Source organism: uncultured Psychrobacter sp., from assembly GCF_947488565.1.
In the GTDB taxonomy this organism is placed as follows: Bacteria; Pseudomonadota; Gammaproteobacteria; order Pseudomonadales; family Moraxellaceae; genus Psychrobacter; species Psychrobacter saeujeotis.
In genome coordinates, this window is sequence record NZ_CANKZC010000002.1 from 626235 (window position 1) to 650962 (window position 24728).

General features: G+C 43.3%; 17 protein-coding genes and 1 pseudogene. 13 read left to right on the plus strand and 5 right to left on the minus strand.

Annotated elements, in window-relative coordinates; all coding sequences use genetic code 11:
* Positions 1-125: 125 nt before the first annotated feature.
* The 7 genes from thrC (at position 126) to Q0890_RS06960 (ending at position 8832) form a co-directional block, all read left to right on the plus strand.
* Positions 126-1547, plus strand: a complete 1422-nt coding sequence (gene thrC, locus Q0890_RS06930) for a threonine synthase (protein ID WP_299218878.1) — start codon at positions 126-128, stop codon at positions 1545-1547.
* A 346-nt stretch (positions 1548-1893) separates the two neighbouring features.
* Positions 1894-2991: a LysM peptidoglycan-binding domain-containing protein gene (locus Q0890_RS06935; RefSeq protein ID WP_299218880.1), complete on the plus strand. Its 1098-nt coding sequence runs from the start codon at positions 1894-1896 to the stop codon at positions 2989-2991.
* Positions 2992-3026: 35 nt separating this feature from the next.
* Positions 3027-4259: a DNA-processing protein DprA gene (gene dprA / locus Q0890_RS06940; RefSeq protein WP_299219023.1), complete on the plus strand. Its 1233-nt coding sequence runs from the start codon at positions 3027-3029 to the stop codon at positions 4257-4259.
* Positions 4260-4417: 158 nt separating this feature from the next.
* Positions 4418-5065 carry a Sua5/YciO/YrdC/YwlC family protein gene (locus Q0890_RS06945; protein WP_299218881.1) on the plus strand — a complete coding sequence of 216 codons (648 nt, stop codon included), beginning with the start codon at positions 4418-4420 and terminating at the stop codon, positions 5063-5065.
* A gap of 229 nt (positions 5066-5294) precedes the next feature.
* Positions 5295-6257, plus strand: coding sequence for a DUF1731 domain-containing protein (locus tag Q0890_RS06950; RefSeq protein WP_299218883.1), 963 nt, complete (start codon positions 5295-5297; stop codon positions 6255-6257).
* Between the two features lie 221 nt (positions 6258-6478).
* Positions 6479-7555, plus strand: coding sequence for a metallophosphoesterase (locus Q0890_RS06955; protein WP_299218885.1), 1077 nt, complete (start codon positions 6479-6481; stop codon positions 7553-7555).
* Between the two features lie 149 nt (positions 7556-7704).
* Positions 7705-8832, plus strand: a complete 1128-nt coding sequence (locus Q0890_RS06960) for a metallophosphoesterase (RefSeq protein ID WP_299218887.1) — start codon at positions 7705-7707, stop codon at positions 8830-8832.
* On the opposite strand, the gene Q0890_RS06965 is transcribed toward Q0890_RS06960, so the two are convergent.
* Positions 8809-10215: an alpha/beta hydrolase gene (locus Q0890_RS06965; protein WP_299218889.1), complete on the minus strand. Its 1407-nt coding sequence runs from the start codon at positions 10213-10215 to the stop codon at positions 8809-8811. The genes Q0890_RS06960 and Q0890_RS06965 overlap by 24 nt on opposite strands.
* 320 nt (positions 10216-10535) lie before the next feature.
* On the opposite strand from Q0890_RS06965, the gene grpE reads away from it, so the two are divergent.
* Together grpE and dnaK are read left to right on the plus strand one after the other, a co-directional pair.
* Positions 10536-11141, plus strand: a complete 606-nt coding sequence (gene grpE / locus Q0890_RS06970; RefSeq protein WP_299189304.1) for a nucleotide exchange factor GrpE — start codon at positions 10536-10538, stop codon at positions 11139-11141.
* Between the two features lie 283 nt (positions 11142-11424).
* Positions 11425-13365, plus strand: coding sequence for a molecular chaperone DnaK (dnaK, locus tag Q0890_RS06975; RefSeq protein ID WP_299218891.1), 1941 nt, complete (start codon positions 11425-11427; stop codon positions 13363-13365).
* A 233-nt stretch (positions 13366-13598) separates the two neighbouring features.
* Here the strand turns inward: dnaK and Q0890_RS06980 are convergent, their stop codons facing one another.
* Positions 13599-14402 (minus strand): methyltransferase domain-containing protein, encoded by an 804-nt coding sequence (locus Q0890_RS06980; protein WP_299218893.1) that lies wholly within the window; start codon positions 14400-14402, stop codon positions 13599-13601.
* A gap of 160 nt (positions 14403-14562) precedes the next feature.
* On the minus strand, positions 14563-15795 hold the full coding sequence (locus Q0890_RS06985) for an 8-amino-7-oxononanoate synthase (RefSeq protein WP_299218894.1): 1233 nt from the start codon (positions 15793-15795) through the stop codon (positions 14563-14565).
* Positions 15796-16086: 291 nt separating this feature from the next.
* Here Q0890_RS06985 and Q0890_RS06990 point away from each other — a divergent pair, with 291 nt between their 5' ends.
* From Q0890_RS06990 to Q0890_RS07000, 3 genes and pseudogenes are all read left to right on the plus strand, one after another.
* On the plus strand, positions 16087-16626 hold the full coding sequence (locus Q0890_RS06990; RefSeq protein ID WP_299218895.1) for a porin family protein: 540 nt from the start codon (positions 16087-16089) through the stop codon (positions 16624-16626).
* A 200-nt stretch (positions 16627-16826) separates the two neighbouring features.
* Positions 16827-17282, plus strand: a pseudogene (locus Q0890_RS06995) (NfeD family protein); the annotation flags it as partial.
* Between the two features lie 341 nt (positions 17283-17623).
* Positions 17624-18484 carry an SPFH domain-containing protein gene (locus tag Q0890_RS07000; RefSeq protein ID WP_058369799.1) on the plus strand — a complete coding sequence of 287 codons (861 nt, stop codon included), beginning with the start codon at positions 17624-17626 and terminating at the stop codon, positions 18482-18484.
* 87 nt (positions 18485-18571) lie between these two features.
* On the opposite strand, the gene hemN is transcribed toward Q0890_RS07000, so the two are convergent.
* Together hemN and Q0890_RS07010 are read right to left on the minus strand one after the other, a co-directional pair.
* Positions 18572-20113, minus strand: a complete 1542-nt coding sequence (gene hemN / locus Q0890_RS07005; protein WP_299218897.1) for an oxygen-independent coproporphyrinogen III oxidase — start codon at positions 20111-20113, stop codon at positions 18572-18574.
* Positions 20114-20422: 309 nt separating this feature from the next.
* Positions 20423-22867 (minus strand): penicillin acylase family protein, encoded by a 2445-nt coding sequence (locus Q0890_RS07010; protein ID WP_299218899.1) that lies wholly within the window; start codon positions 22865-22867, stop codon positions 20423-20425.
* Between the two features lie 264 nt (positions 22868-23131).
* Between Q0890_RS07010 and Q0890_RS07015 the strand changes: the two genes are divergently transcribed.
* Complete coding sequence (locus Q0890_RS07015; RefSeq protein ID WP_299218901.1) at positions 23132-24718, plus strand: YifB family Mg chelatase-like AAA ATPase; 1587 nt, start codon at positions 23132-23134, stop codon at positions 24716-24718.
* The last annotated feature ends 10 nt before the right edge of the window (positions 24719-24728 follow it).

Below are 24728 nucleotides of genomic sequence, written 5' to 3' on the forward strand. Positions count from 1 at the left end.
AGAACCTTATTTTCAGTCTTTTAAATGTATTACGGTAGGCTAAAATACCAGCTCATCATAGTTTATACGAGGTTGAGATTCAGGTACTAAAAACTAACTTTAGACGTTTTAAGTAGGGATGCACTATGAAATATATCAGTACCCGTGGTCAGACAGCGCCGATGGATTTTAGTGATGTGCTATTGATGGGGCTTGCTCCGGATGGCGGCCTGATGCTACCGGAGCATTATCCAACGGTTGATAATGAAGTGTTAAAAGAGTGGCGTCATCTTAGCTACCCTGAGCTGGCATTGGCCATCATGCAGCGTTTTGCTACTGATATTCCGCATGCTGATCTTAAAGACATTATTGATCGTACTTATACCGCCGATGTATTTGGTAGTGATGATATTGTACCGGTGCGTAAGCTTGAAGATGACCTTTATATTTTAGGCTTATCCAATGGGCCGACGCTTGCATTTAAAGATGTGGCGATGCAGTTTTTGGGTAACGCTTTTGAGTATGTGCTCAAGCGTCAAGGCGCACGTATTACGATCATAGGCGCGACTAGTGGCGACACGGGTAGTGCAGCAGAGTATGCGCTGCGCGGTAAAGAAAATATCGAAGTCTTTATGCTGTCACCACATGGCAAGATGAGCGACTTCCAGCGCGCACAAATGTATAGCTTAACCGATGATAATATCCATAATATCGCTATCGATGGGATGTTTGATGATTGTCAAGATATCGTCAAAGCCTTACAGCAAGATGCAGAGTTTAAAGCCGCTTACAATCTAGGCACGGTCAACTCCATCAACTGGGGGCGAATCTTAGCGCAGATTGTGTATTACTTCAAAGCCTACTTTGCGGTAACGAATAGCAACGATGAACGAGTCAGCTTTAGTGTACCGTCTGGCAACTTTGGTAATATTTGCGCAGGACATATTGCGCGTGAGATGGGACTACCAATAGGACGTTTAATCGTCGCGACTAATGAAAATGATGTGTTAAATGACTTCTTTAATCAAGGGGCTTACCAGCCACGAACGACTGATAAAACCTATGTGACTTCAAGCCCATCAATGGATATCTCTAAAGCGTCAAACTTTGAGCGTTTTGTTTATCTATTACTAGAAAAAGACAGCGCGCGCGTCCATGAATTGTTTGAGGGCGTAAAGTCTGGCCAAGGTTTTGATTTATCGGATGTGTTAGAGGCTGTTAATACTCGTTATGGCTTCGCTGCAGGCAAATCTACACACGCTGACCGCCTACAAACGATCAAATCTTTATACGAAACATACAGCGAATTGGTTGACCCACATACTGCTGATGGTATTAAAGTCGCTAAAGAATTGCAGCAAAATGGTGAAGTTATCATCTGTGCAGAAACGGCGTTGCCAGTCAAATTTGCAGATACGATCATTGAAGCTGTTGGTCAAATAGACATTGAGCGTCCTGCTCACACCGAAGGATTAGAAGAATTGCCGCAACATGTTATCGTTTTGGACAATAAAGCAGAGTTGGTTGCTAAGCAGATTCGTCAACATGTAACGGCTAACTTGCCATAATTTTACCTTGTAAACATAAGCTCAAATATTTTGTTTCACGTGAAACTTTATACATATTAATATAAGCCTTACTCTCCATATATCGGATAGTAAGGCTTTTTTGTACTTAGCTTACCGATATAGTTAATCCTGATCATTGAAATAGTTTAGGACTGCGCAAACTATCGTATGACTTAAATTTTTGTAAATAGATGTCTGGTTATATGCTATTGTGTATATAATTGTAATTTTAACTGTCTCGTTACTTAATAAGCAATTCTAATAACTTGTTGGATTCAATCTTGCAAGGATAAGTAATAAAACAAAATTCTATTTACGCTGTATTTTAAAATTTGTGGATACAATCATGAAAATGAGTCTAAACTCTATAGCAAAAGCGCTGATTGCTACTGCTTTTAGTGGTGCGATGCTGATAAATACTGCTCACGCTAATAACCCGCCGCCAACTATCAAAGCCGATGCACCCAACCGCTATATCGTCAAAAAAGGCGATACATTGTGGGACATATCAGGTCGTTATCTAGATAGCCCGTGGCGTTGGAAAGAGATTTGGGCCACCAATAAACACATTAAAAATCCCAACCTAATCTATCCCAACGATGTGCTTATCTTATGTGTGATTCAAGGTAAGACGCTAATCGGTGTAGATACAGGTGAGGGCTGCGCAGGTATTGAAAGACAAGTAACAGGCAATGTAGTAGCTAGTACCGTTGCAGTCACTTCGGTTGCCAATAGTATTCCGGCGATTCCACGTGCGGCGATCCAGCACTGGTTGGACAAAACAATTATCGTTAATCCAAAAGACTTTAATACTACCCCTTATGTATTAGCGTCCAAAAATCGTAACTTGATCACCGCTAGTGGCGATAAGATTTATACCAAAGGAATACCACTTATCGTTGGCCAACGCTACGGGGTGTATCGTGAAGGTGAGATGTATGTCGAACCTAGAACCCAAGAGGTTATTGGCCTTGAAGTGACGCAAGTAGCCACTGGCTTGGTAACGAGTGTTGAAGAGAACGGTGTGAGCAGCCTGCAATTGACGGACTCTTATGGCAAAGAAGTACGGGAAGGCGATCGCGTGTTTGTCGAATTAGACGACTCTATTCCGCCAGTATTCTATCCTGCGCCTGCCACGGTAAACCGCGGCGGATTGATCGTTCGAGTGATGGATTCAATCAGCTCTGCGGCGAAGGGTAGTGTGGTGGCAATCAACTTGGGTAGTAACCAAGGGGCTAAACCTGGTGATGTATTGACAGTCTATCGAAAAGGCCCTTTAGTACGCGATACCATGGACAATGACACACCCGTACGCTTGCCAAGCGAGCCTGCTGGTATGGCGATGGTATTTAATACTTTTGATGATATTAGCTATGCTTATATTTTAAGCTCAGAGCTACCCCTGAATGTGGGCGATCAACTGTTGCCACCGCCTTATCTATAGGCATTTATATCATTATCTAAGAGTAAGCAGTCATGATGGAACATTCGCCTTCTTTATCAATTGAACAGCGTACAACCTTAGCACTGTGGTATGAGGTGAATGCGTCATTATCTGCTTATCATAAACTTATGACGTTTTTTGGCGATGCGCAGCTTGCTTGGCAAGCGACGGTAGAAGCATGGCGTCAGTTGGGTATTCATCATACTCATCTCAAACGTCATGAGCAGCCAGATCAAACGCTCGCCAATATTGATAAAATTCAGCAGGCGTTGCTAGAAAAACGCTATAGTCTACTATTCGCCGATCAGCCCGCTTATCCCTCCCAGCTTTTACAGATATATGATCCACCGCCGTTGCTGTTTTATCGAGGTAATAGCGCACGTTTGCATCAAGCTCAAATCGCTATCGTCGGTAGTCGAAAGCCAACAGCACATGCGCAAAAGATTACTTTTGACATTGCACAGTACTTAGCGCAAACAGGTTACGTCGTGACAAGCGGGCTTGCAATGGGTGTAGATAAGCGGGCACATCTAGGCGCACTGTCCCAAACAGACGTTGAACTTCAAGGCCGTACGATAGGGGTCATGGGTACAGGGATTGATGTGCATTATCCCAATCATCATGACAAATTGTTCGCACAAATTATCGAGCAAGGTGGTTGTATTGTCAGTGAGTTACTGCCGCATACGCAGCCGCACAAACATACTTTTCCACGTCGCAATCGACTAGTCGCTGGACTGAGCTTGGCGACGATTGTGACCGAAGCCACCATCCAAAGTGGCTCCTTGATTACCGCGCGCCTAACCTCTGAGCAAGGCAAGCAAGTCTTTGCGATTCCAAGTCATATTGATAATAGTAATGCAGAAGGCTGTCATCATCTGATACGTGAAGGTGCGACGTTGATTTATCATCCCAAACAAGTCATAGAGGATGTTAATAGTCAGCTAGATTATGGTAGTCGCTCGTACAAAAGAGCCGCGAGAACCACATCAAATATCAGCCCCATTTCTCATTCGTCAGATCTAAACAGCCGTCCCGCTACCGCTACTCATCACTTGTCATCATCTACTCTTAAGTCTTCTGGTAGCGCTATAAACGTCGCTGAACATTTACTAACGGTTTATGAGCAACTTGACTGGCATGGACAGGATTTAGATGCATTGTTAGTGACCACCAAAATGGCCCCACCGCAGCTAATAGGCCAATTGATGGAGCTTGAATTATTAGGAGTTATCAGTGTGCAAGGCGGGCGCTACTTACGCGTCTAAAACTATGTTTTAGTTACCTTAAAGTTCTTCTTTATTCCAATTATTGAGTATTTACACCAAGAACAATTTTGGTAATTTCAAACTCTGCTATCCTAGTCTTTCTTTGTCATATGTTATTATGAGTGCTTAAACTCCTATCTCTTTGAAGCACTCAAGTCATGAAACAATCCGCGCCCTTTACTACTAATTCTGTCATTCAAGCTGCTGACTGGCTTAAAGAAGGGAAGCTACTTGCTTATCCAACAGAAAGCGTTTGGGGTATCGGCTGTGATCCATTTAACCAAATGGCAGTGCAGCAATTATTAGCTATGAAACAGCGGCCAATACACAAAGGGATGATTGTCGTCACTGACGATGTTCACCGTATAGCGCCATTGTTAGATGACCTAAACGACAGTCAACGTCAGACGGTCCTTGAGAGTTGGCGTATGCACCCAGAAGCTATCTTAAAGCAGGCTCATACTTGGTTATTACCCTTATCAAAACAGATTACTGTGCCTATTCCGTCATGGATTACTGGAGAACACGATAGTGTGGCCGTACGTATTATCGCGCACCCTCTAGTCCAACAGCTATGTACGCAGATGGTTTCACCAGACAATCCTTACGGCTTTATTGTGTCGACAAGCTGTAACCCTTCAGGAAAACCCCCAGCGCTAACGTTAAATCAAGCACAGGCCTATTTTCTTAACGACAATGAACACAGTAATCTGGACCAACAAGTGCATTATCTAACAGGAGATACACTAGGTTATAAGTTGCCAAGCCAGATCGGAGATGCCTTAACAGGGAAAATAATCAGATAGTATATGAATAAAATACTGATGTTTTATCGGCGCTTTTCTACCAGCCAACTACCTATGACTTAATTACCTAAATTAAGTCTGTCTTATCCTATGCTTTTTTCTATGCGGCTGCCAAGTTGCATATTCTAAATCTGTACTTAAGTAGTTACTTCTACAATTATCCTATTGTTTTTGTAGCTTATTTTTTGTCACACTAATCATAGTGCTAAAAATAATTAGGGAGTAGGACATGAATATTTTGATCAGTGGTGGCTCAGGATTCTTAGGTAGTGCGTTTAGTCGTGAGCTTATGACACGTTACCGCGCACAAAATAAAGAGCTGCAGATTACTTGGCTTACTCGCGATAGCAGCCAAGCACACCCTGACGATATTGCTATGATGACTTATGATGAGCTTGCAGGGACTGATAAAAGCTTTGATGTGATTCTCAATTTAGCAGGTGCTGGAATAGCAGACTCGCGCTGGAGTGATGGGCGCAAAGAAACACTGCTTGCGAGCCGTGTGAAGCCTACCGAGTCAATATTAGCATTTATTGCACGCAGTAGCGCCAAGCCTAAACTGCTAGTTAGCGGCTCAGCCATTGGCTGGTATGGCACGCAAGGCGATAAACCATTGACTGAAAGCAGTGGTTTTGAGACAGATTTTGCTCATAAATTGTGTGACGATTGGGAGCAACTAGCACTCAAAGCGACTAAACATGGCGTACCGGTAGTTATTGTGCGCACTGGTGTGGTGATTCATCCTGACGGCGGTATGCTAGGTAAGCTTTTAACACCGTTTAAAATGGGCGTTGGTGGCCAATTAGGTGATGGCAAGCAAATAATGAGCTGGGTTAGTCGCGAAGACTGGGTAGGGGCTGCGATATTTATTATTGAAAAGTCTCTTGCTGATCCTGCGAACACTCAAATGACAGATAATAACTCGCTAAAAACCACAAATGATACGCTAGCGCTGGTGTATAACCTTACTGCGCCTAACCCTGTAACCAATCATACTTTTACCAAGGCGCTTGGATCATGGTTAAATCGTCCAACGTTTTTTACGTTACCAGAATTTTTACTAAAGTTGATGTTCGGTGAGATGTCGACACTACTCGTTGATGGGCAAAAGGTATTGCCACAAGCCTTGCAGGACGCAGGATACAATTTTAAGCAACCGACACTCAAGCAGGCGTTAGAAGAGCAGAATTAATAAAAATTTGAAAGGTATAGAAGATAGTATGGTTTCATGTGAAACGTGGTTAATTCAAAAGGCTGTTAAATTGTATCTGTCAAAAATGACTGACTAAATTGGGTGTTTAAACACTATAGAGATATAAAAATCATGAAACCTCAATGAAATAAAATATCTGTATTCAGCGCGTAAGAAACTTGGCGTAAGATAGCCGCATCTTTATTTGATCAGATATTATTATGTGGTTTTTCTTTATTGTCGTTACCCAAATATTGGCGTTAATGACTAGTATCATTCTATGGTGGCTTATCAAGCCAAGACGTTCGATTACAAAAAAAGCAATTATATCATCCGTTTTTATTATTAATAATGTGGCGCTCATTTATGGGCTTAGTGAGTTTTGGCGTGAGCGTTTTCATGTCTATTTAGTCGTTGGTATTTTGCAAGGCTTTATGATCTATGCGGCGATAATTACCTCAGCTATTGCTCTGATATATTACAAGTTATTAAGAGGTCAGCGCCGACCTAAGCTCATACGTAGCTTCGGCATCGTGACATATATTGGTATCGTAAGTTTAGCGGTGTTTAATGCTTACTCGCCAGTGGTACATCAATTAACGGTTACGACAACCAAACCATTAGATGAGCCAGTAGATATTGCCTTAGTATCCGATACGCACTTAGGCAGATGGTTTGGCAGTCGACAGATAGATAGGTTGGTCAATCTCATCGATGCTCAAGATGCCGACATGGTGGTGCTGGCAGGTGACGTGATGAATGATACTACCGTCTATTATGACAAAACCAACATGCACGAGCATTTATCAAAACTACGCGCACCGCTTGGCGTATACGCGGTTTTAGGCAACCATGATTATTTAGGGTACGAAGAAGCAATCGCTGAGGCGGTAACCAAGGCAGGTATCACTGTACTTGATAATGAGAGTGTGCTGCTTAATGACTCGGTATGGTTAGTCGGACGCTCGGACGATGTGGATTCGACGCGCTTATCAGCCTCTGAATTACTGTCGAAGGTCGATACTGATAAGCCAACGGTGTTTTTGGAGCATCGTCCTACAGCGCTAAAAGAGATTAGTGATTTGCCTGTAGATTTGCATTTATCGGGGCATACGCATGGCGGGCAGATATTCCCATTAACGCTGTTGAAGCAGTGGTTTCAACCACTGGTACACGGCACCAAAAATATAAAGGATACGCAGTTTTTAGTCTCTTCAGGTTATGGGTTTGGTCCTGTACCGTTTAGACTGGGTACGCGCTCTGAGATATGGATGATTAGGTTACAATCGTCGCTATAAACTGCTCCAATAAATGACCTAACGTACATACTAAAAGCCTCTACTATACAAGCATAGTAGGGGTTTTTTATACGTTACCAAACGTCCCTTTAAACTTTCTTTGTCTGGTCTCAATTTCTTTAAATACCAAAATCATTCTGGAATTACTCATGCGCAACGCGTTTTTTATCACTATTTTTGTACTGTTGCAGCTTTTTAGTTTGGGAGCGGCGCTAAGCTTACAGTGGTGGTTACAGCCTTTGATAAATCCTGCGCTACAAATTTCCATATGGATTGCTATATTTGCTATTACCAATGGCTTGCTGCTACTGAGTGTAAAAAGGGTGTTTGCCAATAGCTATCGCTGGGTCAGTGGTTGGATGTTATTCATGCACTTTATGGTATTAACCGCGCTGCTGACCAGCCTGTTATACGGAGGTTATTGGTTAATAGTAACCTTTACTGACTACCGTGTTCTTAATGCTTTGGTAATAACAATGGGGCTGCGAGTACTTGCTCTGCTTATCTTTATCGGTTTGTTTATTTATGCTTTATATAGCGCCTATATACCTGTTGTGCGCAAAAAAACGATTCATATCAACAAACCGATGGTAGGGCAATTACGTATCGCGGTCGCCAGTGATCTACATATTGGTCGACTGTTTGGTAGCGGTGCAATAGATAGGCTACATCGCCTCGTCATCCAGTCTGAGGCAGATATATTGCTGATGCCAGGCGATATTATGGATGACAATACCGACGCATTTATTGCCTACGATATGCAGGCAAACTTAACTGAACTATGTGCCAGTCTTCCTTATGGGGTTTATGCAACGTTGGGCAACCATGATTTATACGGGCATGAGCAGCCCATTAGTCAGTCTCTGCGTCACGCTGGCGTGCATTTATTAAACGATGATGTAGTCTGCTTGACGCATCAAGGGCAACCGATTTGGTTGGTTGGCCGTTTTGATAATCATAAACGTGCGCGCGTAGCGACGACAAAGCTACTGGCGCAAGTAAATATAGATGAGCCCATCATATTACTAGACCATCGCCCTAGCGATATCGTTGAACATAGCCAGCTGCCCGTTGATTTACAAGTGTCAGGACATACTCATAATGGACAAGTATTTCCCGCTAATTTTATCGTCAATTCGATTAACCGTCTAGGTTACGGTTATGAAGCCATTGGCAAAGGACACTTTGTGGTGTCATCCGGCTATGGTTTTTGGGGTATCCCTTTTCGCTTGGGCTCACGCTCAGAGATTTGGTTAATCACTCTTAGCGGTAAGTAGTTGGCGGACAAAGCTGGCAAACTCATTAATAATATCAGTCGTTTCACGACCAACACCTTTATGAATACTCATTAAATGAATGAAGCCATGCGGCGCGCCTAGCATAGTGTAGGTCTTAGTCGCGATACGACTATCTTGTAATTGGTCAGCGTAAACGAGAGCCTCATCACGTAAGATATCTAATTCAGCCGCCACAATGTAGCTAGGACACATATGCGTGTTATTACCGTGCATGGGTGAAGTAAGCGGATGTGAGCCTGTCAAAGTACTATGTTGCATGTAGGCGGTGTCAAACACTTCCACATCATTGTAATCGAGCAATAACCCTTTACCGTATAATGCCCAGCTAGGGTAAGTTGCCTCAATATCGGTGACAGGATAAAGAGGCAGCTGGGCAAGTGGACTAGGCAAGTCTTGCAACTTACTAATGATATCTTCTGCATCTAATTCTAGATTGAGCCATTGCGTAGCGTCTGGCGCAGTGATCTGCTGGGCGACCAAGATGGCCAAGCAACCGCCAGCACTATCACCTGACAATACAATACGCGATGGCAATGCACCCAAAGTAGGGCAGTGCTCAGCTAGCCATTCATAAGCAGCCAGACAGTCTCTAAGAGCGATCGGAGCAGCGTGCTCTGGCGCCAATCGATAGTCGACACTGACCACAGACCAGCCTGTTTGTCTGCAGACTGTATGACAAAACTCATGATGAGTATCAATATCGCCAATACAAAACCCGCCACCATGAAAGAACAACATAACTGTTTTGTCGATGTTTGTTTTGGCATCACCTTGTTTATGCTGTTGGTAGCAGCGTACCGTCATATCATCGCCGTCAGCGTTCGCTATTATGTCATCTTGCCAGCGCACCACTGCGCCAGTTTCTGCCTTGCCTTGTGTACGAGTTTTTGTGTTGAGCGCAATCGGCAGCCTTGACTGATTGTCTATCTGTTGCCAGACGTCTGGCGCTTGCATAGCGACTGCATCGGCTGCAAATTTGTGACGCAGTGTCGGCAAACTATCCATACTTAACGGACGTTTAAGCTTATTGTTTAGCGCTATAATCAAGCGCATGTGAGCATCAGCATGGGGATATTTCTGAATATCTGCACCATTAACAAGTGCATTTAACTTTTCAAGTAAGGGCGTTGGTAGATAGCCAAGACTTTTTAGCATGTGGTGTAAGGCATGCTTTTGATAGCGTGCTGTCAAGTGGAGAGTATCTTTAGAGTGGCGACGGTTTAGATGACTAATTGACAGATTACTGACGTTTAGTGAGCCGTCTTTTGGCGCCTCACTGTTTGCTCGGTTGCGCAGCGCTTTTATGATAGTAGCAATATTATTCACCAGTACATTGACAGATGGCGTTGGTAAAACAGGCATAGTATTCCTTAGCGAATTTAGTAAAAAGAAAAACAACTTATAGCAGGTAGCTTGGTTGTAGTTATCAAACCTATGATGTCACGCACCTGTTTGCTGCTGGTTTTTAACGTCCTTTATGCGAGTCTTTATCTGTGAAAACTCATTATTTCATCAAAAGCCAAAAATTCATCTCATTTAGGCTTGAAATTTATGCTTAGGGTCTTTATCAAGCAGCTATCAGAATACAATTGTATTGAACGTTTATTTATAAGAAATCTAGATTTTACGGTTTTATTTTATATTAAGTTTAAGCACCATTACTAAAATCATAAGGAGCTATTATGACTGAACAAGCACCCAATCATGAGTTTGATACCAATGATCCAAAGGCGGCTCAGAGTAATATTGAGCGTGAAGAAAGCCTTTTAGAGGAAACCATGAACGAATTTGATCCAGAAAACAACTCAGGCGCAGACAATACAGTTAAAAACGATATTGATATCGATGCTTTTCATGCACGTATTGCTGAGCTTGAAGGTGAAGTAAAACAAGCCAAAGAAGGGACGGCTCGTGCCAATGCTGAAGCTTATAATGCGCAAAAGCGTATGGAACAAGAAACCGATAAAAGTAAAAAATTCGCCCTACAAAAATTTGCCAAAGATTTACTAGAGATCGTCGATAATTTAGAGCGCGCTATTGAGAGCGCTACTGATAATGACCCAGTGACTGAAGGCGTGCAGTTGACTCATAAAGCGCTACTTGCGGTCCTTAATAGACATGGCGTAGAAGTGGTCGATCCACAAGGCGAAAAATTCAATGCAGACTTTCATGAAGCAGTCGGTATAGATGCTGACGCTGAAGCGGACACCGTTGGTACAGTATTGCAAAAAGGCTATAGTTTAAACGGTCGTCTATTGCGTCCAGCTATGGTACGTGTTGGTCAGTAAGTAGAGTCGAAATAGGGATAAGCCTTATTAAAAGTAAGGATTTTCACAAAACTTCACACAAAACCAAGTTATTGTACTGTCATTGACTTGAAAAACTACAAACACAAACCGATATAAAGCAACAAGTGACCACTTAAGGTCTGATACCTTAAAACTAGTGGCTTATATCAGCAACTTGAACCAGTACTCAAACCGGTAATATAGTGCAGTTATTTAGACGCCTAGTATGGGTAAGCAACAATTTTATAAACAGTAATTTAGAATAAATTTGGAGTAATTAATTATGGGTAAAGTAATTGGTATTGATTTAGGAACCACTAACTCATGTGTCGCTGTAATGGAAGGCGATAGCGTTAAGATTATTGAAAACGCTGAAGGTACACGTACAACACCATCTATCGTCGCTTATAAAGACGACGAAACGCTTGTTGGTCAATCAGCAAAGCGTCAGGCAGTGACCAATCCAAGTAATACTTTGTTTGCAATCAAGCGTTTGATTGGTCGTCGTTTCGATGACAAAGTGGTACAAAAAGACATCGGCATGGTGCCATACAAAATCGCTAAAGCAGATAATGGCGATGCGTGGGTTGAAGTGAATGGTAAAAAATTAGCGCCGCCACAGGTTTCTGCTGAAATCTTGAAAAAAATGAAAAAAACAGCCGAAGACTATCTTGGTGAGAGCGTGAGTGAAGCAGTTATTACTGTTCCAGCTTACTTTAATGACTCACAGCGCCAAGCAACCAAAGATGCGGGTAAAATCGCTGGTCTTGACGTCAAGCGTATTATCAACGAGCCAACCGCCGCTGCACTTGCTTATGGTATGGATAAAAAACAAGGCGACAGCACCGTTGCCGTATATGACTTGGGCGGTGGTACCTTTGATGTATCAATCATCGAAATCGCTGATGTTGATGGCGAGCAGCAGTTTGAAGTACTAGCGACCAATGGTGATACATTCCTTGGTGGTGAAGACTTTGACTCAGCCTTGATCGAATACCTAGTCGCTGAATTCAAAAAAGAGCAAGACGTGAACCTAAAAGGTGACTCTCTTGCGATGCAGCGTCTAAAAGAAGCAGCAGAGAAAGCAAAAATTGAGCTATCAAGTGCGCAAAGCACTGAAGTGAACTTGCCTTACATTACTGCTGATAGCAGTGGTCCTAAGCATTTGGTAGTGACCATCAGTCGCTCGAAACTTGAGAGCCTAACTGAAGAGCTGGTTCAGCGTACCATGGGTCCTTGTAAGATTTCTCTTGAAGACGCTGGTATCAAAGTTGGCGATATCGACGATGTAATCTTAGTCGGTGGTCAGACACGTATGCCACTAGTACAGAAAAAAGTACAAGAGTTCTTTGGTCAAGAGCCACGTAAAGATGTGAACCCTGACGAAGCGGTAGCTGCAGGTGCTGCTATTCAAGGTGCCGTATTGTCTGGCGACAAAACTGACGTCCTATTGCTTGATGTGACACCATTGACACTTGGTATCGAAACGATGGGCGGTGTGATGACGCCAATCATTGAGAAGAACACGATGATTCCGACTAAGAAATCACAAGTATTCTCAACAGCTGAAGACAATCAGCCAGCAGTAACGATTCAGGTCTATCAAGGTGAGCGTAAAATCGCTAATCAAAACAAACAGCTTGGCCGTTTTGATTTGACAGACATTCCACCAGCACCACGTGGCTTGCCGCAAATCGAAGTTACCTTTGACATCAACGCCGACGGTATCATGAATATCTCAGCGACTGATAAAGGGACTGGTAAAGCACAAAGTATTCAGATCAAAGCGGATTCTGGTTTGTCTGATGAAGAAGTCGAACAAATGGTACAAGACGCAGAAGCAAATGCTGCTGAAGACGAGAAGTTTGCCAACTTAGCACAAGTGCGTAACGAAGCTGATGGTCGTATCCATGCGGTTCAAAAAGCATTGAAAGAAGCAGAAGATAAAGTCACTGACGAAGAAAAATCATCAGTAGAAGCGGCTATCTCTGAGCTTGAAACGGCGACCAAAGAAGATGATCATGATGACATCAAAGCCAAGCTTGAAGCGTTAGACAATGCTTTCTTGCCAATCAGCCAAAAGATCTACGGTGAGGCTGGCGCAGGTGCAGAAGGTATGGACCCAGGTCAGTTCCAGCAAGAAACTGAATCAGCGGATGCAAGCCAAGCCAATGATGATGTAGTCGATGCTGAGTTTACTGAAGTAGACGAAGACAAAAAATAATACCAAACCTAAAAACGCGATTAGCCGTCAAACTCGCTTAGTCTACTCAATGTAGTACTTACGCGCGTTTCCCTTGCTACTCATGTTTTTGAAAATGGTAGAGTCAATACAAATTGATAAGTAGTTAAATAAAAAAAGTTAAATGAAAAAACGCATCCTTCGGGGTGCGTTTTTTTTTGACTATGATTTTAGCATTGCTACTGTATTTAACATTGCTGCTATAGATTATAAGATTAATTTCTAAAAGCACTCACGATCAGTACTTCATAAGTCAAGCTGACACAAGGCTGACCCTCTTCATCTGTTGCCGAAAAATGCTGCCAATAGTCTCGCTCAAATTGTTGTAAACGCGCTTTTGTCCACTTAAAAGGTTGAGCGTTGACTGATTGCGTTTGGTTGGTCGACACTCCTGTCAGTTTCATATGTTTTAATACTGCATAAGGGGTTGTAAACAGTAGATCAAAACGCTGAGTTGATAGTACGATTCTCTCAAAGCCAGCATGAGTTAATGCTAGCTGCCACTCGCTCGTTTCTGGATAGTAAAGCCCTTGGTTGGTGAGCGTCTTAATTTGCAAAAAGTTATTGGCGGTAAAAGTGCTAAACAGTAGCTGGCCACCAGCCTTTAATCGAGGTGCCGACTGCATGACAAGGCTCAGCGGATTATTAAACCATTGCACCGCATTGGCACTCACTATCAAGCTATGCTTGCCTTTAAAGTCTAAGGTTTCGGCATCACCAATGACTATCTGAGCATCAGGAAGGATGGATTGCAAGGTCGCTGTCTGCTCAGTACATAACTCGTTGATCAGCCAATACTTGCTTTGAATGTATGCAGCTAGTAGGCGTGTCATTTGGCCAGTACCTGCGCCAATTTCTAATACACTATCTTGTTTATCATAAGCAATATTAGCCAGTAAAGATTGACATGCTTGCTGCTGAATATGAGCATGCTGGTCATAGTCACACGCACTAGCAAAATGGCGAGCGATGGTTTGTTTTCTGCTGCTAAAACGAGCAGGTGTGGCAAGTATTTCCATATGGCTTAGTACATCCAATTAAGTCGATTATTATTTTATATATCGTCAATATCATAAAAGACAGAGATGGTTTGAGCATACTTTTACTCAATTTTCTTCTTACTAAGTTATCTTGAACCAACTAGAGTAAAATATCTGCCAAACCTCAGTATCTTCTAAATCATAATTGTTGTATTAACTGCTCACAATCCTCGCTTGTCAGCTTGGCATTCATAACCAGACGAATACGAGCAGTGTTGGCAGGAACCGTAGGCGGTCTAATAGGCAGCGCATAAAATCCTGCTGCTTGTAACTGCTGTGCTTTGGCAATCGTGCGCGCATTGTCCCCTAATATGTAAGGCACAATAGGTGACTCATAGGTTACATTTTGACGGATAGGCGTTGTTTGCTGTGACTGATTGATGGCTTGGCTAATTTTTGTAGATAACTTGGCTAAGTGGTTGCGTTGGTCATTAAGTGTTGGCATTTTTGCTAAAATAAAGCGTGTCCATGCATGGTTGATTGGGGGTAGGGCGGTGCTAAATATTAAAGGACGCATATGGTTGATCAGCCATTGTTTGACGACATCATCACACATCATATAAGCCCCGACTGAGGCAAAGGCTTTGCCAAAGGTACCAACCAAGTAGTCAATGTCTGCTAATGTTTTTGTTTCTTCTGCCAGTCCTAAGCCCGTTTCACCTAACACACCGATAGCGTGCGCCTCATCGACATATAGCTCAATGCGTGCATCTTTAGCCTTTAATCGTACCAATTGAGGCAAGTCCGCACGGTCACCATCCATACTAAAAACGCTTTCAGTAACGATAATGATGCGCTCAACATCAGACCCTGCTTGTTCAATGAATTTGGCCAAATGTTCATAATCGTTATGACGGTAGCGGCGATAGCTGACAAGTTTGCTTTGGCTCAGACGTAGACCGTCAATGATGCTCGCGTGTACCAGTTTGTCTGCCAACACAAGCGTGTTGACGGGTAGAGTGGTCAACGCTGGCAAGATCCCAATATTGGCATGATAACCACTGTTCAATACCAATACAGACTTTGGAGTGGGCATATCTTGGCGACACACGGCAGTGTGATACCACGCTTGCATTTCAGACTCTAACGCTTGCAACTGGGTGTCGTTTCCCGTGAGTAACCGTGACGAAGTTGCACTCATCTTAGGCAGTTGTACTGCTGACAACGCTTCTAATTGACTGAAAAATTCAGCTTGCAACTCACCATCACTGCCCAACCCAAGATAGTCATTACTGGCAATATTAAGCAGCGTATGACCATTGTGTATAACGTAGCGTCCCCGATGCTCTAGGTTTGGCAGATGTCGATATTGCTGTTGAGACTTCAGATGCGTTAGTGTGTCACGCAATTGCTCTATGATAGAACTTGTCATATACGGTTATTCCTTTGCTCTGCCTCTGATTTTCTGGCTTCTTTATTCAAGTAATGAGTAAGAATTATTGCACAAAAACGCTAGTTGTAACAAAAAATTTCATATAATGGGGTTTGTAACCCAGATGATGACAAACACTTTCAAATCTTAACTCTCGTACCGTTAAACACTGACAGAGTGTAAGAAATAGTTTGTTACTATATCTTCATCGTTAGCAAACAAGGCGATATGGCTATAACAGCCAACACTAATAACTAACTTGTTTGTCAATTTTGTTCGAAGGAGATAATAATGAAAGCCTTACAAAAAACATTACTTGCACTAGCAGCTGGTTCTTTATTAAGCGTAAGTGCACAAGCTGCCGTGTCGTATGGCAATGGCTATACTGGTCAACCGTATGTCGGTGTAAAAGTTGGTCAATTTGATCTAGACGTCAATGGTGCTGATGATCCTACTGCATATGGTGTCTACGGTGGTTACAACTTTGATCCTAACTTTGGTATTGAAGCTGAGTATGTAGGTTCAGACGATGCAGATTATAGAAATGGTGACATTGATGCCAAAACCTATGGCGCCTATGGTACTTACCGTTATGCTTTCCCAAATACTGCCTTATATGCCAAAGGTAAAGTAGGTATTGCTAAAACAGAAGTAGAAGGCGATTATACAACTGCAGGAGTACGTCGTTCTTTCTCAGATGATGACACCAGTCTTGCAGGTGGCGTAGGTCTAGGCTATGCAATCAACCAAGATTTCAACGTTGAAGCTGAATATGCCGTCACTGGTAGTGATGCTGACCTTATGACAGTAGGCGCACATTTAAAGTTCTAATGCATGCTTAAGTTACTACTATAAAAATAAAAAACGATCACTTTATGTGGTCGTTTTTTTTGGCTATAACTTTTATTATAAAATTTTGTTTGGTATATTATCAATAATCATAACTAATGGTATCATATTGATTTTTAAGAGATTATTTATCATCAAAGTGTGCTACATTAAAAGTCAGAACTGCAAAGGAGGATACGCTGATGATTGAGACTATTTGGATGATTGAACCTTGGCACTGGCTGGTATTGGGCTTTTTATTGATGATTGCCGAGATATTTATTCCCACCTTTGCAAGCCTTTGGTTTGGAGCTGCTGCCGTTATCGTTGCTGCCTTATCATGGCTGCTACCTGTCCCATTGATATTACAAGTTATCATCTGGTTGGGGTTATCAGTATTGTTCATGTTTGCATGGGTTAAGTATATCAAGCCATTGTCAGTAGACCGTACCAAAGCTGGATTGGGCGGCGGGGTTATCATTGGTGAAACTGGTATGATTATAGTCAAACCGCAAGCAGGAAAGTTAGGTGTGGTACGATTTAATGTACCAATTGTGGGGGCAGATGAATGGGCGTGCCGAGTCAGTGATGAGTCTGTTGAAGTGGGTGATCGGGTTGTGGTGACAGATATAAGCGGTAATGAGCTGATTGTTGCACCAACTAGGCGCATAGAAGCTCAAGCGGTCAATCGCCCCAACATCGCTCCTACTGTTGAGAGTCCTTCTGTTGCAGCCAAAGCAAAGGTTGGTAGGCTAAACCTCAATAAACCCGGTCTTGATAGAGATCGCTTGAAAAAAAAGTTTATGGATAAATAATTTATCGGACGGTTTGATTATTCACATTTAATTAGTAGCATAGAATATTATCTCCTTTTTATCATAGTCATTATTTGTCATACCATACGATACACTAGCGTTGTAAATATTAAATAAATAGGACGTTGCTGCTCCATTTATAGCAATGGTTCAAGGAGAGTGTTATGAACAGTATCATAAACAGTATGAATGGTCTTAGTATTGTGATGGTTGTATTAATTGCCCTAGTCATTTTTACCGTTTTCAAAAGCGTGTGTATCGTACCGCAGGGGTACAAGTGGGTGGTGCAGCGTTTGGGTAAGTACCAGCAAACGCTAGAGCCTGGCTTTAGTCTCATTATCCCCTTTGTGGATAGAATTGCTTATAAGGTCACGACTAAAGACATAGTGCTCGATATTCCCTCACAAGAAGTCATTACTCGCGATAACGTGGTCATCATCGCAAACGCGGTGGCTTATATCAATATCATGCGCCCAGACAAGGCGGTCTACGGTATCGAAGATTATGAGCATGGTATCCGTAATTTGGTACAGACTTCCTTACGTTCGATCATCGGTGAGATGGATTTAGACAATGCGTTATCTAGTCGCGATGAGATCAAAGCACTACTCAAGCAAGCGATCTCAGAAGACATTGCCGACTGGGGTATTACCCTAAAGACAGTTGAGATCCAAGACATCAATCCTTCTTCGACCATGCAAGCATCGATGGAAGAGCAAGCAGCGGCAGAGCGTCTACGCCGTGCAACAGTGACCCGTGCTGATGGTCAAAAGCAAGCAGCTATCCTAGAAGCCGATGGGCGCCTAGAAGCGTCACGCCGTGATGCTGAAGCGCAAGTCGTGCTTGCTAAAGGTTCAGAGGAGTCCATCCGTCTTATCACCGCTGCTATGGGTGATGAAGAGATGCCCATTGTCTACTTACTTGGTGAACAATATATCAAGTCGATTCGTCAGTTGGCTGAATCTGACAACTCAAAAATGGTGGTATTGCCAGCAGATATCTTAAGTACCGTAAAAGGTATGGTTGGTGATAAGTTAAAAGTGTAACTGCACAAAGACTTTTACAATGTCATAAAAAAGACCTCGAGTGAGGTCTTTTTTTATAGCTGATAATTGGCTCTATGTTTCATGAGCCTAGATGACTTTTGAAAAGCGATCTTTATGTTTTGTCTCAAGATATTCATCGAATACCATGGCCACGTTACGACCAAGCAGGCGACCTTTTGGTAATACACGAATGCCAGCGGCGTCCATATCAACAAGCCTATCTTTTTGCATCTCACCCAATTGTTGAATTTCCTCAATAAAATAAGTAATAGCATCAATACCAAATTTTTGATTGACGTCTTTAAAGTCAATATAATCGTGACAGAGTAGGTTCATGATGACATATTCACGCAAGCGATCTTTAATAGAGGTTTTGATAACTTTTACCGCTGGCATAACAGCAGGGTTGCTCTGTGCAGCCTCGATACTAGCTTGATAGGCTTGTAGATCGGTATCGTTTTGTAGGATGTAGCGGGTATTGGCATTGGCAATTTGACTGATAGATGAAACGCCAAAGCCTAGCAAGTCACAGTCGCCCATGATGGTATACCCTTGAAAATTACGATGCAGCTTGCCTTCACGCTGTGCGACAGCCAACTCGTCATCAGGCTTGGCAAAGTGATCGATACCGATATATTGATAGCCCGCCTCAGTCAGTGTATTAATGGTATTGCCAAGCATAGTGAGCTTAGCCGCTGGATCTGGCAGGTCTTCATCTTTAATTTGACGCTGAGCTTTAAAGCGCTCTGGCAGGTGCGCATAGTTAAATACCGACAGACGATCTGGTGACATCTCGATGATACGGTGGACAGTTTTCTCGAAAGTCTCAGGCGTTTGATGCGGCAGACCATAAATTAGATCAATATTAATAGAGTGAAAACCCAATTCACGCGCTTCAGTGAGTACGTTTTCAATCAATTCTGCTGAATGCACACGATTGACCGCGATTTGTACGGTCTCGTCTAAGTCTTGTACGCCTAAGCTGACTCGGTTAAAACCAAGGCTGCGCAATACTTTTAAGGTCTCGCCACTCAACTCACGTGGGTCAATCTCGATAGAGTAGTCGCCTTCATCTTCAGGTAAAAACTCAAACTGGGTCTGCAAAAACTCCCACAATTGTACCATCTCTTTGTCACTTAGGAAGGTTGGCGTACCACCGCCTAAATGTAGCTGCTTAACCAGTGGTTTATCACTACCATCTGGCACAGCCAATAAGCGACGTTTATGTTTAATCTCTTTGATGAGATATTGTAGATAATCACCTGAGTCGCTATTTTTTTTGGTGATAATTTTATTACAGGCGCAGTAGTAGCAAAGGTGACGACAAAATGGAATATGAAAGTATAGGGATAATGGAGCACGAGCTTCACGGTTTTGCAAAATTTTTGTTTCAAGATCCTCTGGCATCGGTGAGAACTCTAACGCGGTCGGGTAAGAAGTATAGCGTGGCCCTGAGCGATTGTATTTATTGATCATCGCTTCATCGAATGCGGGTAGCTGTTTGCTGGTAATGCTGCCGCGCGTACTGGCGTACGGATTATCTGGCTGCATGACAGGGCGTACTGTAGTCGGCTGCTCGTTAGCATGATTATAAGGCTGCTGGATGTTTTGTTTTGAATGATCCGTCATGCGACACTCCTCGTTTTGACTATAGTATGGTTAACTGTTGTAGAGTTAACCGCTAACGACGCAAACATCGATTAGTAATTTATTTTAGTAGCGCGTTTTGTACTCATTTTATCTAAAAAGACGATAGATAAGAGGATTGTTTATTGCGTTATTTACAGATAAGTGAACAGTCGCTAGTATAACAAATCCTTACTCGCAGTGGGGAGCTTAATGGATTTTTTAGTATTTTAAATATTGCTTATTTTTTTCAATAAAAAAACCCTAGAATTCATCTAAGGTCTTTTTTATTCGGTTAAATTTGGGTGATATTTATTCTCTTAATTGAATCACATTACCTACGGCCTGATTGTTGATCTCAGTTTTGCTAAAAGGCATGCGTATCCAGTCCTTAGCAGAGTAACGACGCGTTTGATCACGATGATAAGGTCGCGTCGTATCTGAAGCTTGTGAATAACCTAATAGCGCCTCTACAACGGGACCTTTACTATCAAAGGTTACCGCTTGCATATAAGTGGGGCCGTGGGTGATTGGGCCATAAGTGCCATCGTCGTTTTGACTTGAGCTTGCGACATTGAAGATGCCTTCGCCTCCGAAGCCACCATGCATTGAGATTTTCTCACCGTTTGTGCCTTCATCAATGACGAACTGTAAATCGGCAAGCGTGGCATCAAGTGCAATATTTTTACTATTGTAATAGTTGATAGCGTCGCCTAGAGCAGTATGCGTTTTGTCGTTGATGATTAAGTCACGAGGGGTATTGATAGGATCATTTTTATCAAATGGAGTTTTAAATCCTGCATAACTACTAAACTCAAAGTTGGTCCAGAATTTTCTGAAAACATGAGCGCCTTGGCTATCAAGGTTATTACGACGATCCCAGTTACTCAAGATAGTACAAGCTTGAGTAGCGTCGATGGTACCACCACCAGTTAGAGGCAAGGTCGGAGCAGCTTGACAATCGTCTAAAACATCATCCAGTACCAATTCAGCACCATAACTGCGATTGCCGTAGACAACTTCTTGCATATTATCAAGATTGAAAGTAGTGCCGCCTAGACCATCCGTATTATCCAATCGATCGAATATTTGAGTAAAGGCCATACGAGTACGTGGAGACAATGGCGAGGCATCTTCAGAGAGAGGTAATAACTCACGTCTCAATAACGGTGAAAATCCTGTTAGGGGCTTATCTGCATTACTCAGCCAATAAGAATCATTTGAGTTAAGCACATAGTCATCACGAATTAAGAACGGTAAATTTGAGCCGCCAAAGATACCTGCTTGCGGTGAATCTGCATCATTACCCCATTCACAAGCGGCAGTACTACCATTGAGCGCAGGTAAGTTTGTTGCTATTAAAGCGCCAAGAGCGGGACCAGCATTAGCACTACAGGTTGCTAGTTTTTCTGCGGTCACATTAGGCACGGTTGAGATATCTGCATACAGTGCTTTACCGTAACGGTCGGTTGCGATGGTATTGACAAACCCTAGGCCTAGAATGTTTTGCATTCTATCTTTTAAGTCCTCAACGCTAGTTGCCATGTTCATACTACGCCACTGATTGAGCGCGCGGGGATTTTCAGAAGCTGCATCACGAATAGTATAGGCTACATTGCTTGCGTCCCCCCAACCAGGCAGTTGACCGTTTAGCGCTTTGGCATTCAACATAGGTCCATAGTGAGACACATATAACGATTCAACGCGTTCCCCGCCATCTGGCAACTTAACGGTTACCTCAACTTCTTCGATATCACGCTGCTCAAGCATACCGTCGCTATTTAGATAGTTATACTTCATCGGGTCACCGTTTACCAAGCTTAGCTGATAAAGGGTAAAGCGTTTGGCGGTAGAAACCGTGTGACTCCATGCCACATCTTTGTTAAAACCGATATTGATAAAGGGCTGACCTTGTTGGGCCGCCCCCATCACATCCAGTTTACCTGGCATAGTCAGATGAAACTCATAGAAGCGCTGAACACCGCTCCATGGTTCATGCGGGTTACCATAAAGAATACCCTTGTCGGTACCAGTCACATCGCTACCAAAGGCATAAGCATTACTACCGCCATTTAAGACGTTGATCGTTGTCATATCGAATTCAGGTGCGGATTCGGCTACTGGGTTTGTCGCAGCACTGCTCATTCTTGAGCTGCCCATCACTACATTTTGCGCTGGCGGTGCAGCTGCTGCGATAGCGCCGACAAAATTAGAGAGTCCACCGCGCAGGTTGGCTTTGCCATAAACTGTCAATAAATCATCAGTAGTGATTTCTCGGACCCATTCAGCATTGGCACAAGCGGGGTCGATATTGGCAGCTCCTGTATCGCGTAAGTACCTGCTATATCCTGCCGCATAACCTGTTACCGCATCGATAGTTTCAGGATCTTGAGCCGCTAGGAATTCAGCACGTCGCTCAGGAGAGTTGTACCATGTATAAAATACATCGTTAGCTAAGTTACCTTGATCACCTAAATACCGCATACTCTCACCACTAGCGACCACCAGTTCACGTGCTAGTGAGCAGAGGTTGTCCTCGGCAAAAGCATAGCCTACCCCGTAGCCGAGACTTTTATAATCATTGGCAGTGATATGAGGTATACCGAACTCGGTACGCTGAATGTCTACGGAGTAAGTTGGTTGAGAAATCGTAAAGTCGTCATCGTCGTCGCCAAAACACCCAGACAGCCCAAAAGAAACTGCGACTGTGAGTAGCGCGAGCCTAGGCACACGCTGATTAAGCATATCAATGCTCATAAGCTTATCCATCCATGGTTAGTTGGTGTGTATAAAGCCGTTAAAAACAATAATTATCGAGCTTTATATGATCAATAAAATCCTTTTATTGCCAATGCTCTTTAATACTGATGGCCATCTTGTACCAATCAGCCAACGCTAAATATAAGAGCATTTACTCATCATATAACAACATCGGTCATCTACACCAGTGATAAAACACGACATTTGCGCGTTGGTTAATAATACTTTATGATTAATGGCTCTCTATATTAGGAAACGCCGATGTCGTTTGCTCAAGTTTATACCCGTTCGGTCGTGGGCCTACATGCTCCCAAAGTCATTATTGAAGTACATTTGTCCCAAGGCCTGCCAGCATTGACCATTGTAGGTTTGCCAGAAGCTGCTGTACGCGAGAGTAAAGATAGAGTGCGCTCAGCCATTCTTAATTCAGGATTTCAATTTCCCAATCGCCGTTTGACTATTAACTTAGCCCCAGCAGACCTGCCTAAAGAAGGTGCTAGGCTAGATTTACCGATTGCTATCGGTATCTTGGCAGCCAGCGATCAGATTGATCCAGAGTCACTGTCAGGGTTTGAGTTTATCGGTGAGCTAGCACTGAATGGTGAGCTTCGGCAGGTGACAGGCAGCTTAGCAGTCGCACGCGCGATAAAAGCGGAAGCGTTGGCTTTAAAATCGTCAAAAGTATCGAAGTCGTCAAAAAATAGTGAGCCACCACTGAATGAGCAACGCCAAAAACCACAAACCGCAGCGTTAATCGTACCGATTGATAATGGCGCTGAAGCTAGCCGTGTCGATGGCGTTACGATATTGGCCGCCCAAAACTTAAAGGCTGTCTGTGATCATCTGCAATCGCTAACAGACCCTAGTGCTACAGATACGCATTTAGAGGTGGTCCAGTCTAAACCAACACAGCAGCATACAGGTTATAAAGTAGATTTGGCAGATGTCAAAGGTCAGCATCATGCTAGGCGCGCGCTAGAGATTGCCGCCGCTGGTGGTCACTCGCTGTTATTTACAGGGCCGCCTGGCTCAGGCAAAACATTGATGGCATCACGGCTGCCGACTATCATGCCGGATCTAAGTGATGAGGATGCGTTAGAAGTGGCGAGCACCTATTCCGTTGCAGATAGCGACTACGATTATGGCACACGGCCATTTAGACAAGTGCATCACACCATATCAGCGGTGGCGTTGGTCGGTGGTGGCTCACGCCCCAAACCTGGTGAGATTACACTTGCCAATAAAGGCGTTTTGTTTCTCGACGAATTACCAGAATTTGATCGTACCGTGTTAGAAGTATTGCGTCAGCCGCTAGAAGCCAAGCAAATCACGATTAGCCGTGCTAACTCGCAAATGACCTTTCCGGCAAACTTTCAATTGGTGGCGGCGATGAATCCTTGCCCGTGCGGCTACGATGGTGACGGAACAGGCCGTTGTCGTTGTCGACCTGAACAGATTAAGCGTTACCAAGACAAGTTATCAGGACCGCTACTAGATAGGATTGATCTACATATTACCGTGCCAGCATTACCGATAGCAGACCTGCAAAATGCCCAAGCTGGCGAAGGCTCCGAACAAGTACGCACGCGAGTAGCCGCTGCGCATAAGCAGCAATTACAGCGGCAACAAAAAGTAAATAATGAGCTGAGCCCAAGCGAGATTGACAAGTATATTCAGTTAGGCGAGGGCGAACAGCAGTTATTACAGATGGCACAGCAACGCTTAAATTTATCTGCCCGTGGTTATCATAGAGTGTTGCGAGTGGCGCGTACCATCGCTGATCTTGCCGATAGTATCGATATTACCAGCGCCCACGTGTCTGAGGCGCTGAGTTATCGTAGTAAGTAGTTTATTATTG

What these genes read in the sequence shown, in the direction of transcription:
- dprA (WP_299219023.1), top strand. Translation starts at nt 3,027, where the DNA reads ATGGAACATTCGCCTTCTTTATCAATTGAACAGCGTACAACCTTAGCA.
- Q0890_RS06935 (WP_299218880.1), top strand. Translation starts at nt 1,894, where the DNA reads ATGAAAATGAGTCTAAACTCTATAGCAAAAGCGCTGATTGCTACTGCT.
- Q0890_RS06980 (WP_299218893.1), bottom strand. Translation starts at nt 14,402, where the DNA reads ATGGAAATACTTGCCACACCTGCTCGTTTTAGCAGCAGAAAACAAACC.
- Q0890_RS06955 (WP_299218885.1), top strand. Translation starts at nt 6,479, where the DNA reads ATGTGGTTTTTCTTTATTGTCGTTACCCAAATATTGGCGTTAATGACT.
- Q0890_RS06985 (WP_299218894.1), bottom strand. Translation starts at nt 15,795, where the DNA reads ATGACAAGTTCTATCATAGAGCAATTGCGTGACACACTAACGCATCTG.
- Q0890_RS06950 (WP_299218883.1), top strand. Translation starts at nt 5,295, where the DNA reads ATGAATATTTTGATCAGTGGTGGCTCAGGATTCTTAGGTAGTGCGTTT.
- Q0890_RS07000 (WP_058369799.1), top strand. Translation starts at nt 17,624, where the DNA reads ATGAATGGTCTTAGTATTGTGATGGTTGTATTAATTGCCCTAGTCATT.
- Q0890_RS06960 (WP_299218887.1), top strand. Translation starts at nt 7,705, where the DNA reads ATGCGCAACGCGTTTTTTATCACTATTTTTGTACTGTTGCAGCTTTTT.
- thrC (WP_299218878.1), top strand. Translation starts at nt 126, where the DNA reads ATGAAATATATCAGTACCCGTGGTCAGACAGCGCCGATGGATTTTAGT.
- Q0890_RS06945 (WP_299218881.1), top strand. Translation starts at nt 4,418, where the DNA reads ATGAAACAATCCGCGCCCTTTACTACTAATTCTGTCATTCAAGCTGCT.
- Q0890_RS06990 (WP_299218895.1), top strand. Translation starts at nt 16,087, where the DNA reads ATGAAAGCCTTACAAAAAACATTACTTGCACTAGCAGCTGGTTCTTTA.
- Q0890_RS07015 (WP_299218901.1), top strand. Translation starts at nt 23,132, where the DNA reads ATGTCGTTTGCTCAAGTTTATACCCGTTCGGTCGTGGGCCTACATGCT.
- Q0890_RS07010 (WP_299218899.1), bottom strand. Translation starts at nt 22,867, where the DNA reads ATGAGCATTGATATGCTTAATCAGCGTGTGCCTAGGCTCGCGCTACTC.
- grpE (WP_299189304.1), top strand. Translation starts at nt 10,536, where the DNA reads ATGACTGAACAAGCACCCAATCATGAGTTTGATACCAATGATCCAAAG.
- hemN (WP_299218897.1), bottom strand. Translation starts at nt 20,113, where the DNA reads ATGACGGATCATTCAAAACAAAACATCCAGCAGCCTTATAATCATGCT.
- Q0890_RS06965 (WP_299218889.1), bottom strand. Translation starts at nt 10,215, where the DNA reads ATGCCTGTTTTACCAACGCCATCTGTCAATGTACTGGTGAATAATATT.
- dnaK (WP_299218891.1), top strand. Translation starts at nt 11,425, where the DNA reads ATGGGTAAAGTAATTGGTATTGATTTAGGAACCACTAACTCATGTGTC.